Origin of the sequence: Streptomyces sp. NPDC001832 (assembly GCF_040297265.1) — a bacterium.
In the GTDB taxonomy this organism is placed as follows: domain Bacteria; phylum Actinomycetota; class Actinomycetes; order Streptomycetales; family Streptomycetaceae; genus Streptomyces.
Genome location: NZ_JBEOYU010000015.1, coordinates 5,342 through 17,960 on the forward strand (window position 1 = coordinate 5,342; position 12,619 = coordinate 17,960).

Sequence of the window (12,619 nt, forward strand, 5' to 3'; positions counted from 1 at the left end):
GCAAGGCGCACAAACCGGCCCGGAAAGCGGCAACGTCCTCCAGCAAGGCGCACAAACCGGCCCGGAAAGCGGCAACGTCCTCCAGCAAGGCGCACAAACCGGCCCGGAAAGCGGCAACGTCCTCCAGCAAGGCGCACAGGCGTGACCCCGGTCGCGGGCTGACCACGACAAACCCGCCGAGCAGCCTCAAACGCGAACCCGCCACTGCCCAGTGGCGGGTTCGCCGTGCGCTGGCGAAGAATACATCCGACGCGTCGACTGTTCCGTTGCACGCTCAGCAGCAGCGTCACCAAATCCGCAGGGAGAGGACTCCCAGTCCGTCTTCGACGGACATGGAGAAGGGGCGGGGGCACCCTGCGGATGCCGGGTGCCCCCGCCCCGTTTCCTGACCAGGTTGGTCAGGTCATCGGGAGTTGCACGGCACAGTGGCCAGTCAGGATCGACCCAGTACTCGCCGTTGTCCCGCAGCTGGAATTCCTTGGAGAACGTCACGCCGAACGGCTGCATCGACTGTGTGTTGACGTAGTTTCAACGGCAAGCAATGCCCCGCAAGTCACAGCTACAGGGAACCGTTACCGGCACGCGACCGCCGAAGTTCGGACACGAGCCGGCGCAGCCGCGGTGTGGGCCGGAGTCCCAGCTCGTCGTGGAGGTGCTGCTCGTAGCGTTCGAAGCCGTACAGCGCCTCGGACCGATTGCCTTCGGCGAGGTGAGCGCGGATTAGCAAAGCCTGGCTGCTCTCCCGAAGCGGATCCGCCTGGACGGCCGCATGGGCTGCGGACACCGCTCCGGCGAACTCCTTCGTGTCTATGAAATTTCCCGTCAGTGCCTCAAGGGCGTGGAGTCGAAGCTGCCGCCATTGCTCCGCCTCCGGCAACATCCACTCGTCGTACCAGCCGGGCAACAAATCGGCAGAGAGCTGGTCGACGGTTGCCGCGTTGAGATCGAGCTCCTCGGCCGGGACACGGGGATCGAGTATGTGCTGGGCCAACGACCGGGCGCGGTGCAGGTCGACTTCGGCCTCCGGCGCGAGGCGCACCTCGGCGGGGCAGATATTCAGTGCCTGCCTCCCGAGGCCCTGCAGGCGTGACAATGCCGACCGCAGGTTCGTGTTCGCACCTTGCTCGGATGCTTCGGGCCAAAGACTCCCGGCGACCAGAGCCCGGGGGACAGCAGCCCGGTAGTTGAGTGCGATAAACGCCAGGAGTCGCTTCGAGCCGACTGGGACGGTCACCGGTTCATTGCCGACTATGAGGTCGAAACCGCCGAGAAGAGCGATGCTCACGGACGTCCGGTGCCTGACGGGTGACGGGGAGAATGCGAGATCGTATGAGCTCATGGCTTTGAGATCGCGTAGCGGTCGGTCTATCCGGCGCCCGCCGACCGGCCGCGCCGCCATTACTAAGGTGCCCGCGATCTGTACACCTCCAACAAAGCTATGCTGCTCTACCGGCCTAGAGTTGTCGAATTATCCCAATTGGGGCCGAGGAATGGTGCTCTCCGGCGGCCTCCGAGCCCCTGTGGACATTGCACATGTGCTCTGACTTCGTCGGCCGGCTCCTCCGCCACGATCACGCTGTGGTCACTCAGGGTGATTCCTTTCAGCTCAATCAGGCCACGAGCGGTCAGCGGGTGATCTTTTTGGGCTGCCCACCCACCAACAGTGGGGAGGCATGTGACCGCGGTCGGAAAAGGTCCCCCTCCATCCCCGGGGGGAGACAGAGTGGCCGTTGACACTTGACGCGGGTCGCGGTCGGGCGTCCTCATGCAGCCATCCAGCGCGGACCGCCTGTGGCATCGACCCGGGTCCACGCTGCGTTCGGCGCCCGCAGCGACGTCGGTGGTGCAGCGGATGCGCGGAGTCCTCTTCGATCCAGGCTCTGGTGGTCAGAACGCCGGTACGGGATGCGGCCATGCCCCCATCATCACCAGGCACCGTCACCGCAACGCGACCATGAGCCTCCGAATGATCTCCGGAAGGCCCCTCCCGCCGTCCACACGTGTCCTGTGCTCCGCCGTCGTTGATTCAGGCCCGGTTGAGATGGCGGTCAAGGAGCGCCTGGAGACGGATGGCGTCCTCCGGGGCCCGCAGACCGCTCTTGGGCAACACTTCGAGGCACAGAATGCTCGGGTCCCGACTGAGCAGGACCAAGTGATCGCGGGTGTCCCGGTAGCCGCGGAACAGCGACCAGCGCTGAGTGAGCGTGCAGTGGTCGGTAGTGACGGAGATACCGTCCTCGGTCACCGTCGTGCGGTGCTCGCCGTGCCACCGGATGGTGCGCAGCACATGGTTGGCTTGGATATGCGGAATCGACCACACGAGAAGGACGACCAGCCACTGCAGCAGGATCTGGCCGAGTCCGGCTCCGGTCACGATCAGCCGCAGGCCGAACAGCGCGAACAACGCGACCACTGCACCCCGCAGCAGAGCCAGCTTCCTGATCCGGTCGCGCACCCGGATGCCCGCCAGAATGTCGCCGCGAGTCGGCCGATAGACCAACTCGACCACGTCCGTACTGTGCGCCGTGTCCCGCCCCTGCTGAACCATGGGCAGAACCCTAGCGGCCCCTGGATTTTGGAGAGGAGTGGGGCACTTGGCGGCTAGCAGGGACGATGTCAGAAGCTGATGTCAAAACCCCGGACCATGCTCAGGTTCTAGTAGTCGTCGCAGCACCCCGGCTCAAAACGGCGCTCAAACGGCAAGGAACAAGGCACATGCGGCGGTCTTCTTCCTCCTGATTTTCTTCCTGGTTCGCCTCGAGTCGACAGACGGGCATGACCGCGAGAACATGTACGAGAACCGCTAGCCCACCCTCTGGTGGGGCGGTGGCCGTCATCGGATACGGGGCCCATGTGCTGTGCAGGGCCGCGCGGGGCTCTTTGGGCCTCACGGCTCCGGGCGGCGAGACCACGCCGATCGGTCGTGGAACCGCATCATCATTCGCGCCTCTCCCGCACGTTCGTGCCCTCTAGGCCATGCATCTGGTTCCGTACCTGTCCCGAAGGGAAGGTAGAACAATGAACGGACGTATTCGCCTCGCTGTGTTGGCACCCCTGGCGGTGTCCTCATTGGCACTCGTTTCGGTGCCCTTCTCGGCTGCTTCCGCCCAGGCGGTCGCGCCTTCGGCCTCATGCCACGTGACGCAAATGCCTGACGGCGGGTTCAACATCGTCGGGCGGGGGCTCACACCGGGGGCGGCCGTGACGGCCCGGCTGGGCGCCTTTGCAATCGCCCTGCGGGCTGGGGCTGACGGAGGGCTCCAGAGCCCCCTTTCGACGTCGGCCGGGAGCGGACCCGTGACCCTGCAGGAGGAGGGCGGACCGGCCCTCACATGCGGCACGATCGGGCAGGCTGAACAGAAGGACGCTCAGGACCAGTTCAACAAGGGCTTCCAGGACGGCTTCACCTCCGGCAAGAAGCTCTGCGGGATGGCGCTGCAGCAGGGCCTGCAGGGCCTGGTCCCCCTGGACCCCAACTATCAGAAGGGCTTCACCGCAGGCTCGAACGCAGCGATAGCCCAATTCTGCTAGGACTAGCAGGTCCTCGATTACCGGTGTCGGTTCCGACGCTCCGTCTAGGTCGGAGGCGATGAGTGAACCGGTGAGGAGTTGGCCGGTGATGCGCTGGATGCCGCGTGAGATGCGGTCGGTGCATCACCGGTCTGGGCTTCGAGCTCGGGTGTCGCCGAAGATCGAAGTCCCGACGGGGCGACCGAGCGGTCGCCCCGTCGGCACATCTCAACGACCTCGGCGCTGGAGCAACTACACGTACGAAGGGGGTGGTTGGCGCCGAGACCGGTGTCGGTGTCGGTGCTCTACGGCCCAAGCGGGCCCGCATCCGCGGTGTCGAGCGGCCGTGACCACACCCGGACACCCCGACCGGACCAAAGCCGACCCAGTCGAAACGATCGGACATCTGGTCACAACTTTTGGGCTTGACTTGGGAGTTGAACAGATCCGCTCCGTAGATGCCGGAGTCGTGACTGGCCGCGCGAAGGCACGCTGCTTCGTGAACCGCCTGACGGGCCAGCCGGAGCAGGTGACGTGCATGCTGAGCTGCACCGCGGATCACAGCGCCGAGGTGGACGCCCCGGAGTTCGTGCGGGTCCTCAGTTCGACGCTGAACGTTATGCCGTTCTCGACGACGATCGCGTACCGACTTCCGCACGTTTCTATCGAGGTCATGCAGGACTCGTGGATCGAGGGCCTGGACCCGGATGGGCTGGAGACGGTGATCGGCACGCTAGCCGAGCGGGTCGACCAGTTGCGGACTGTCCACGCGCAGCTGGTGAAGGCGCGCGCCGAGTACCGCTGAGCCTGCGCAGAGAAGCCCCCAGCCTTGGGCTACAGCAAGGCTTGAAGCGCTCCCCCGCGAAGCGTTCACCTGTGGACAGAAAGCGACCTTTGAAGTAGCTTCTAACTTATGACAGCGATCCCTGTAGAAGCGAACTTCTCGGAGCTGATCCAGAAGCCGAAGGACACTGTCGCCCGCATGCAGGGCACCCCCCGGAAGGGCATCACCCTGCACCGCAGGGACGACGAAGACTTGTACCTGACCACGGCGGCTCGCGCTGCCGAGGCCACGGAAGTCGTTGACTCGACGACGCGCATGTTTGTGGCACTCATGAAGATCGACCCCAAGGCGGTGGACATGCTGACCAGGGTCTTCCCTGAGGCGTTCCCCTGGGTGCGCTTCCTGCCCGATAGGGCCGTGCGAGAGTTCCTGGTCGAGTTCATGGACACGGCGCGTGCCGCCTCGGACCTGGGAACCGTCACCCCTCTGGCTCCCGTCATTGCTTCGTGGAAATCTACGGCGGAGATCTACTCCGACCCCGAGCTTCGCGCGAAGCTGCTTGAGCCTTTGGAGGGTGACTTTGGACCTGTGGAGCCGCCGGCCGTCGACGCTGAGTGAGGTACCTGCCGAGTGACGCCAAAGAGGGGGACTCGGTCGCGCCTCCGCCTGGTCGCGACGAGTTTGACGTCAAGTACGCGACCAAGGATGCGGTCGATGGATGGCGTGAGCTCGGAAAGCAAGCGGCTGGCAACACCCGTAAAGCCTGGGATGAGATGCGTACTAATCCAGCGCCGTCTCCCTCAACCGACCGACACCACCAGCTGAAGTTCGGCACAACTGGAGTAATTGTCAACACCTGTGGATGGTCGACTGGTGGGCGGCTATGCGGTTGCGCGTAGTTCGTCGAGCCACCGGCTGCAAAGTTCGTGGGTGATCGGCTCGAAGAGTTCGGGTGTCGACATCTCGAAGAGGAACTGGGTCAGCAGGTCTTCATGTCCCGGCTCGATGTCGATGTCTTCGCGCATGTGCAGTTCCTCGGTCCACGCAGTGAGGTCGCCGGGAAATGCTTCTCCGGCGAGCACCTTGCGCAGAGCGGCCTGGGCACTCGCGCGGTCCAGCACCACTGCGGGAAGCTCACCCTCCGGGATCATGCGGGCCGCTGCGATCAGGTCGTTGATCCGGCCGTTCCACCGGACGAGGTCGAGCAGGACCTGTCGGCTGTGTGATGCCATCGCGGACACGCTTCCTTTCCGAGTCATGCCGCCCGCGCCGAGCGTTCGATGAGGTGGCCGCGTTCGAAGCGGGCTCCGGCGCGGACGAGGGCGACGAGGTGGGGCGCGTTCACGGCCCGCCACCGTTGCTGGGCGGACTCGACGAGTTTGAAGACCATGGCCAGGGCCGCGGTGCGGGAGCCGGCGCCGCGGGTGACCTTGGTTCGCAGCCGGACGGTGGAGAAGGTCGACTCGATGGGGTTCGTGGTCCGCAGGTGGATCCAGTGCTCGGCCGGGAAGTCGTAGAACGCCAGCAGCTGGTCCCGGTCATCGGTGATCTTCTTGACCGCCTTGGGGAACTTCGCGCCGTAGAGCTTGGCGAACGTGGTGATCGCCGCCTCGGCGTGGTCGCGGTCCTCGGCGTTGTAGATGTCCTGGATCGCCTTCTTGGCGCCGGGCTGCGCGGACTTCGGCATGGAGTCCAGGACATTGGCTGTTTTGTGAACCCAGCACCTCTGCTCACGGGTGTCGGGGAACACCTCGGCCAGCGCCTTCCAAAAGCCCAGGGCGCCGTCGCCGACCGCCAGGACCGGGGCGCGCATGCCCCGGCGGGAGCAGTCACGCAGCAGGTCAGCCCACGATTCACCCGACTCGCGGTAGCCGTCCTTGAGGGCGACAAGTTCCTTGGAGCCGTCGGCACGGACCCCGATGAGCACCAGGACACAGGCTTTGGCCTCTTCCAGGCGGACGTTGAGGTGGATGCCGTCGGCCCACACGTACACGTAGTCGACCTCCGCGAGTTCGCGGTCCATGAAGGCGGCGTGGTCGGCCTGCCACTGCTGCGTGAGCCGGGTGACCGTGGCCGGGGAAAGCCCGGCGGAGGAGCCGAGGAACTGCTCCAGGGCAGGCACGAAGTCGCCGGAGGACAGGCCATGCAGGTAGAGCAGGGGCAGCACCTCACTGATTTTCGGCGACTTGCGGCACCACGGTGGCAGGATCGCAGACGAGAACCGCTTGCGCTCGCCCGTGGCCTCGTCGACGCGCTTGTCATTCACCCGCGGCACCTTCACCTCGACCACGCCGGCCGCTGTGGTGACCTGCCGCGGCTGGTGATAGCCGTTGCGGACCACCAGGCGGTGCCCCCTGTCGCCGCGCTCATCGGCCAACTCGGCTATGTAGGCATTGACTTCGGCCTCCAGTGCCGCGGCCAGCATCCGCCGCGCGCCTTCCCGGACGATCTCATCCAGCAGCGAACTGCCGCTTGGCGTGGTGCCGTCCTCGTTGACTACCGCAAGCACGGGCGTGCCCTCCCGACCGACGCGGCAACGTCGGCCTTGCTCGATGACCTATCAATCGATCCATCGGGAAGGTACGCCTCCCTTCCGTCAGGAGTGATCCACAAGTACTGAGCATTGCTCGCGCAACTGGCGGCGAGGCGCTTGGCCTTCAGCGCGATCAGATGGTCGGCGGCGGCCACCAGGTCCGTGGTCGGCACGCAGAAGCGGCCCGATCCCCTTGGCTTAGTTAGCTTAGGGGTCGGGCCGCTTCCGTATTCCTGGATTCCGTTCTCTGACCTGCACCTATCCAAGATCGTTTAGGGGATCCTTAGGAGACGGGGCGTAGCACTGATGGTGCAGTCAGAGTGTGCAGAGCTGTAGCCAACCTGCACCAAAACGCAAAGAGGCCCAGGTCGGATGCGCTCTGACCTGGGACTTCTTATCTTGTTGTGCTGGTCAAACTGGTGGGCGCGGACGGTTTCGAACCGCCGACATCTGCTTTGTAAGAGCAGCGCTCTACCCCTGAGCTACGCACCCGTGGATAAGGCAACAGCGTACATGGACTACGGCCCGTGGTCACAAACGGTTGCCCGGACGGGCAGTGAACGAGGCGACAGGGACCACGTCGCGGCCCGGGCGGCCGCGGCGTCGTCCGGGGGATATCCCCACCCCGCATACGGTAGCCGTCCGGATTCAGCCGAGCGGGCCCGCGTACATACGGTGAGGCCCAGACCGTCGGGACCGCCGGCCGTACTACCTGGAGGAAAGATCACCGTGGCACTCCGTACCCGCACTCTCCTCGCGTCCGGTGGGGCCGTGCTTCTCGGTCTTGCCCTCACCGGCTGCGGCAGTACGGATCCGGGCGACGCACCCGCCGAGCAAAAGTCGTTCGCACTCAGTGGGAAGACGCTGACCATCTACTCCAGCCAGACGTCTCTGGAGCTCGTACCGGCCGATGTACGGAAAGTCGAGGTGACTCGTCGTGTCGACGGCTGGGTGGTTCTCGGGGACGGGCCCGATCCCAAGTGGAAGATGCAGGACGACACGCTCACGCTTCAGGTGAAGTGCAGCGCGGTGATCAGTAACTGTGCCTCGCAGCACCAGGTGAAGGTGCCGCGCGGGGTGGCGGTGGTCGTCAAAGGGGGCAACGGGCAGGTCGTCGCATCCGGCTTCGACGGTCCCCTTACACTCCACGCCGGCAACGGAAAGATGACCGTCCGGGACTCCAGCGGGCCGCTCAGGCTGGGGAGCGACAACGGTGACATCGTCGCCGAAGGGATCTCGGCCAATTCCGTATCGGCGCGGTCCGGCAACGGCGCGATCCGGCTGGGGTTCGCCTCCGTGCCGGATCGCGTGGACACCATGAGCGACAACGGAGAGATCACCATCGATCTGCCCGGCGGCTCCGTGAGGTATGCGGTGGACGCCGTCGCCCACAACGGACGCGTCTCGGTGGACGCGCCGCGCAGCGACGACAGCAGCCACATGGTGAAGGCCCGGAGCGACAACGGCCAAGTCACGGTCCGAAGCGTGAACTAACCGGCCCGTGTGTTCGTCCCTACCTGGTGGGAGAATGTACCGGGCAGGGCGGAACGGCACGGGAGAGGGATGTGACGGCGACACACGCGCGGCCGCAGGCGAGAGCGGGTGGGAGTTCCGCCGTCAGGGGTGTCAGGGGTGTCGGTGTCAGGGGCGCCAGGGGGGTCAGGGGCATCGGGGACGTTCTCGTGCTGATGCTGCTGCCGGTGCCGGTGCTCGCCGCCGCGCTGCCGGCCTCGTTCGCCGGTGGCGGTACGAGGCGCTGGTTCGGCGGGCGCGGGGAGAGTCAGCGCGCCGATGCGCAGGCCGCGAAGGACGCCGCTGCTGCCGCCTTCTACGAACTGGACACGGCTCAGCGCGATCTACGGATCTCGATCGAGACGATCACCGCGGTGGACAGCTCGCCCGGTGCGCGCAAGGCCATGGATGACTTCGCTGCTCTCGGGCGGCGGATCGATGAAGCCAGTCATAGGTACATCACCGCAGTCGACGCCCATGACCTGGACCGGGACGATCTGGAGCCTGCAGTCGCGGCCCGTGCCAGGACCGAGCTGAGCACGGCCAAGGACGAACTGGTACGGGTCAAGGACGAACTGGACCGGTTCGCGCAGGGACTCGGGCCGCTGCTGGGCAACGCGGAGACACAGCTCGCCCGGCTCGCGCCCGCCGTGGAACGGGCCCGGCAGGCGCTCCTCGGTGCGAGCAATGCTCTCGATGCGGTGCGGGCGTCCGGACTGCGGGCGGACGACCTCGCCGCGCGGCTGGCGGCCCTCGCTCCCGAGCTGACCAAGCTCAACCAGGGCGCCGGCCGGCACGGTGTTCCGGAGACCCTGCAGCGTGCCGATCGGGTGCTGCGCGATGCCGAGGCGGTACGGGCCGAGGCGGCCCAGCTGCCCGCGCGGGCCGCCGAGATCGATCATCGGCTGGTGTCACTGCGTACTCGCGCCCAGGCGTTGACGACCCGAGCGGGCTCCGTGGAGCCGGTGCTGAGCGAGCTGCGGAGGCGGTTCTCCGCGGCGTGCTGGCAGGACCTACAGCCGGTGCCGGAGCAGGCTGTGGCCAACGTACGGCAGGCCGAGGAGAAGCTGAAGGAAGCCGCCGAGGCGCGGGACGAACAGCGGTGGGCCGATGCGACCTCCCGGCTGAGCACGGTGCGCGCCCTGCTGAACGCCGCGGACGAGGCGGTGTCCGCGGCCGGCGACCGGCTGCACCGGCTGAACGACGTGGCCGAGGACCCGCAGCGGGAGATCCAACGGACCCGGTTCGCGATCCGGGACGCCCAGCGCCTGGCCATGGCCGGGCGCAACACGCCCGAACCGCGTCACGCCCGTCCGCTGGACGATGCCGTGGCCCGGCTGGAGCGCGCCATCGCCGGTCTGGAGGGACGCCACCCCGACTACTGGCACATTCTGACCGAGACCGAAGCGGTACGGCAGACGGCTGCCCGGGTGGTCTCCGAGATCCGTGAAGAGCGCGGGGCCGGCCGGTGATGTGCGGCGGACGGCGACGGCTCTTTTGACGTGCCGGTTGACGTGCCGGACTCCGATACGCCGGGTTCGGGCCCTTTGGCCCTTCTGATGTGCAACAGCATCCCCGTGGGCGGATCCTGGTAGTACGCGCGAAGGAGGCCGACATGGCCAGCCATGTACCGCACGCTGCCGGACGACAGAACCGCCGACGCAGGGCCACCCAGCTCGACAAGCACCTGCCTGTAGATCATCGGCTCAACCGCGTCTACCGGGTCGGGGCGGGGCTGATGGGGCTGGTGCTGCTCACCTTCGGAATCCTGGGGCTGATCCACGAGATCGGCTTCTTCAGCACCGGCGGTGCCACCGTCGCGGGCCTCAACACGAACGGTGCCCTCAGCGTCCTGTCCATCTGCGTCGGCCTGCTGCTCTTCATCGGGATGGTGATCGGCGGCAACTTCGCCTCGACGCTCAACATGATTCTGGGCATCGCCTTCATCCTCAGCGGCTTCATCAATCTCGCGCTGCTCGAATCCGCCTACAACTTCCTCGCCTTCCACATCCAGAACGTACTGTTCAGCTTCGTGGTCGGTCTGATGCTGATGGTCTTCGGCATGTACGGGCGGGTCAGCGGCGGCCTTCCCCACGAGAACCCGTATTGGCGAGCGCGTCACCCCGAGGAGGCCGAGCGGGAGATGCGGATGGGCCGGAAGGCGACGACGAAGCCGATGCCGGTCATCCGCCGCCCGTAACCCGTGCTTCGTCTCGTACCGCCCGGGGCCCTTCGTGTCTGTCTCCCTTGGGGCGACGCCGGATAGCCTGGGGCCATGCCTCGTTACGAGTACCGCTGCCGCTCCTGCGGAGACACGTTCGAACTGAGCCGCCCGATGGCTCAGTCCTCGGACCCGGCCTCCTGCCCCGCCGGGCACGCCGACACCGTGAAGCTTCTCTCCACCGTGGCCGTGGGCGGCTCGTCGGCCAAGTCCGCGCCCGCCGCCCCGTCGGCCGGCGGTGGAGGCGGGGGCGGCTGCTGCGGCGGAGGTTGTTGCGGCTGAGATCGGGCAACGGGAGTCGCGGCCTGCGGCTCCTACCGCTCAGTGGCTGTCGAATGGCCTCTGTGCCAGGGCGGGGCCGCCCGATCAGAGGTCAGAGGTCAGAGGTCACTCGACAGCCTCTTACGGGAGAGCGTCAGCCCGTCCGACACGGTGAGCAGCACGCTGTCCATCCGCGGATCGGCGCCCACATGGTCGTTGAATTCCTTGATCGCCGCCGCTGCGCCGGTCGCCTGCGGATCGGTCACCTCGCCGTGGAAGAGCACATTGTCCGTGACGATGAGACCGCCCGGCCGCATCCGGGGCACCAATTCCTCCCAGTACGGGATGTAGTTGCCCTTGTCCGCGTCCAGATAGGCGAGGTCGATGTGCGGCTCGGTCGGCATCGCCCGCAGCGTGTTGAGCGCGGGGGCGATGCGGAGTTCGATCCGGTCGGCGACGCCGGCCTTCTGCCATGCCTCCCGGCCGTAGGCGGTCCACTCCTCCGAGATGTCGCAGGCGATCAGCCGCCCGTCGGCGGGCAGTGCCTGTGCCATCGACAGGGCGGAGAAGCCGGTGAATGTCCCGACCTCCACGATGTGCCGGGCGCCAGTCAGCCGGACGAGGAAGGCGAGCAGCGGTCCCTGTTCCTCGGCGGACTGCATGCCGGCGTGCTCGGGCAGGCGTGCGTACGTGGTCTCGACGAGCTCGCGCTGCACCGCGTCGAGCGGTGGATTGTGCGCCAGCATGTACGCGTACAGCTCGTCCGTGATCTTGGTTTCGTTGCCCTTGGCCATCGCATGCTCCTCGTTGGTCCCGCCGAGCCCGTGCCGTCCCGTCCCCGCATGCTGCGGGACGGGCGGGAACGCGGTGACTGTAGTCGCTTGTCGTGGCCGGTTTCGCGCGCATCGGGCGCGAGTCGGTGATCCGGTATCAGAATGCCCCGCGCTCCGGGCCCGAGGCCCGGAGGAAGTGCCGCAGGATCGCCTCGCCCGCGGCCACACCGTGCTCTGCCGTCACGTCGATGTGCGGGGCGTTCCAGCCGGTGTCGGCGAGTTCGCCGTGGGCCGGGCGCCAGGCGCGGTCGGCGGCGAGGAGCAGGTCGGCGTCGAGGAGGCTGTCACCGGCGGCGAGCATGAGCGTGGCGCCGGTGCGTCGGGCGACCTCGTTCATGGCGGCGCTCTTGGTGAGCGGGCCCGGCACGGCGTAGATTTTGCGGCCCTGGAGGGAGACCGTCCAGCCGCGGGGCTCCGCCCACTCCCCCAGTTCCTTGACCCAGCCCTCGGGCAGCAGCGCGCGTTCGACGACGAGATAGGCGAAGAGGTCCTCGGCGACCCGTTCCTTGAGCAGCCAGGCGGGGTCGGCCGCGGCCAGGAGATGGGCGCGGACCTCGGCGAGCGAGGCGCATTCGTCGGCGAGCCTGCGGGACACCTGCTTCTGCCAGTCCGGGTCGGATTCGCCGTCGACGAGTAGGTGTCCCCCGTTGGCGCAGATCGCGAACCGCGGTGCGGGACCGGGGAGATGGATGCGCCCGTACTGCTCGCGGGTACGGGTGGTCGTCGGGACGAAGACGGTGGAACGGGCGAGTTCGTCGAGCAGTGCCGCGGCCGTCTCGGTCAGATAGGAGAGCGGCTTGTGGTCGTACACCTCTACGCAGAGCAGCCGGGGGGCCTCTGCGTCCGGCATGGGGAGCTGGAGCGCCGCTGTCGAGTAGATCAGGGTGCGGTCGAGGTCGCTGGCGACCAGCGTCACGGGGGCGGTCGGGGCGGTGGGGGTGGTGGGGGTGGTCATGGTGGCCGGG

13 protein-coding genes and 1 tRNA gene are annotated in these 12,619 nt (G+C 67.0%); 7 read left to right on the plus strand and 7 right to left on the minus strand.

The window, feature by feature from the left end; all coding sequences use genetic code 11:
* Positions 1–559: 559 nt before the first annotated feature.
* Together ABT115_RS14580 and ABT115_RS14585 are read right to left on the minus strand one after the other, a co-directional pair.
* A complete protein-coding gene (locus ABT115_RS14580; RefSeq protein WP_351788602.1) occupies positions 560–1,234 on the minus strand; it encodes an AfsR/SARP family transcriptional regulator in 675 nt (224 codons plus the stop codon).
* A gap of 792 nt (positions 1,235–2,026) precedes the next feature.
* Positions 2,027–2,548: a YcxB family protein gene (locus ABT115_RS14585; RefSeq protein WP_351788605.1), complete on the minus strand. Its 522-nt coding sequence runs from the start codon at positions 2,546–2,548 to the stop codon at positions 2,027–2,029.
* Between the two features lie 749 nt (positions 2,549–3,297).
* On the opposite strand from ABT115_RS14585, the gene ABT115_RS14590 reads away from it, so the two are divergent.
* From ABT115_RS14590 to ABT115_RS14600, 3 genes are all read left to right on the plus strand, one after another.
* Positions 3,298–3,531: a hypothetical protein gene (locus tag ABT115_RS14590; RefSeq protein WP_351788608.1), complete on the plus strand. Its 234-nt coding sequence runs from the start codon at positions 3,298–3,300 to the stop codon at positions 3,529–3,531.
* A 325-nt stretch (positions 3,532–3,856) separates the two neighbouring features.
* Positions 3,857–4,315, plus strand: a complete 459-nt coding sequence (locus ABT115_RS14595; protein ID WP_351788610.1) for a DUF6907 domain-containing protein — start codon at positions 3,857–3,859, stop codon at positions 4,313–4,315.
* A gap of 108 nt (positions 4,316–4,423) precedes the next feature.
* A complete protein-coding gene (locus ABT115_RS14600; protein WP_351788612.1) occupies positions 4,424–4,912 on the plus strand; it encodes a hypothetical protein in 489 nt (162 codons plus the stop codon).
* 263 nt (positions 4,913–5,175) lie between these two features.
* Here ABT115_RS14600 and ABT115_RS14605 read toward each other — a convergent pair whose 3' ends face one another.
* The 3 genes from ABT115_RS14605 to ABT115_RS14615 all read right to left on the minus strand — a co-directional run bounded on the left by ABT115_RS14605 (position 5,176) and on the right by ABT115_RS14615 (position 7,319).
* Positions 5,176–5,526, minus strand: coding sequence for a hypothetical protein (locus ABT115_RS14605; protein ID WP_351788614.1), 351 nt, complete (start codon positions 5,524–5,526; stop codon positions 5,176–5,178).
* Between the two features lie 23 nt (positions 5,527–5,549).
* On the minus strand, positions 5,550–6,803 hold the full coding sequence (locus ABT115_RS14610) for an IS256 family transposase (protein ID WP_351788617.1): 1,254 nt from the start codon (positions 6,801–6,803) through the stop codon (positions 5,550–5,552).
* A 441-nt stretch (positions 6,804–7,244) separates the two neighbouring features.
* Positions 7,245–7,319 (minus strand) — tRNA-Val (locus tag ABT115_RS14615).
* Between the two features lie 237 nt (positions 7,320–7,556).
* Between ABT115_RS14615 and ABT115_RS14620 the strand changes: the two genes are divergently transcribed.
* The 4 genes from ABT115_RS14620 (at position 7,557) to ABT115_RS14635 (ending at position 10,842) form a co-directional block, all read left to right on the plus strand.
* On the plus strand, positions 7,557–8,321 hold the full coding sequence (locus ABT115_RS14620; RefSeq protein WP_502969090.1) for a DUF4097 family beta strand repeat-containing protein: 765 nt from the start codon (positions 7,557–7,559) through the stop codon (positions 8,319–8,321).
* Between the two features lie 71 nt (positions 8,322–8,392).
* Positions 8,393–9,811: a coiled-coil domain-containing protein gene (locus ABT115_RS14625; RefSeq protein ID WP_351788619.1), complete on the plus strand. Its 1,419-nt coding sequence runs from the start codon at positions 8,393–8,395 to the stop codon at positions 9,809–9,811.
* A 143-nt stretch (positions 9,812–9,954) separates the two neighbouring features.
* Positions 9,955–10,539: a DUF4383 domain-containing protein gene (locus ABT115_RS14630; protein WP_351788622.1), complete on the plus strand. Its 585-nt coding sequence runs from the start codon at positions 9,955–9,957 to the stop codon at positions 10,537–10,539.
* Positions 10,540–10,614: 75 nt separating this feature from the next.
* Entirely contained in the window at positions 10,615–10,842 is a 228-nt protein-coding gene (locus ABT115_RS14635; RefSeq protein ID WP_114244342.1) for an FmdB family zinc ribbon protein, read from the plus strand.
* Positions 10,843–10,940: 98 nt separating this feature from the next.
* Here ABT115_RS14635 and ABT115_RS14640 read toward each other — a convergent pair whose 3' ends face one another.
* Positions 10,941–11,615: an O-methyltransferase gene (locus tag ABT115_RS14640; protein ID WP_351788624.1), complete on the minus strand. Its 675-nt coding sequence runs from the start codon at positions 11,613–11,615 to the stop codon at positions 10,941–10,943.
* A 136-nt stretch (positions 11,616–11,751) separates the two neighbouring features.
* Entirely contained in the window at positions 11,752–12,609 is an 858-nt protein-coding gene (locus tag ABT115_RS14645; RefSeq protein WP_351788976.1) for an HAD family hydrolase, read from the minus strand.
* Between the last annotated feature and the right edge of the window lie 10 nt (positions 12,610–12,619).

Excerpts from the sequence above, each read along its gene's own strand:
- ABT115_RS14630 (WP_351788622.1), top strand. The coding sequence starts at position 9,955 with ATGGCCAGCCATGTACCGCACGCTGCCGGACGACAGAACCGCCGACGC.
- ABT115_RS14635 (WP_114244342.1), top strand. The coding sequence starts at position 10,615 with ATGCCTCGTTACGAGTACCGCTGCCGCTCCTGCGGAGACACGTTCGAA.
- ABT115_RS14605 (WP_351788614.1), bottom strand. The coding sequence starts at position 5,526 with ATGGCATCACACAGCCGACAGGTCCTGCTCGACCTCGTCCGGTGGAAC.
- ABT115_RS14600 (WP_351788612.1), top strand. The coding sequence starts at position 4,424 with ATGACAGCGATCCCTGTAGAAGCGAACTTCTCGGAGCTGATCCAGAAG.
- ABT115_RS14640 (WP_351788624.1), bottom strand. The coding sequence starts at position 11,615 with ATGGCCAAGGGCAACGAAACCAAGATCACGGACGAGCTGTACGCGTAC.
- ABT115_RS14585 (WP_351788605.1), bottom strand. The coding sequence starts at position 2,548 with ATGGTTCAGCAGGGGCGGGACACGGCGCACAGTACGGACGTGGTCGAG.
- ABT115_RS14645 (WP_351788976.1), bottom strand. The coding sequence starts at position 12,609 with ATGACCACCCCCACCACCCCCACCGCCCCGACCGCCCCCGTGACGCTG.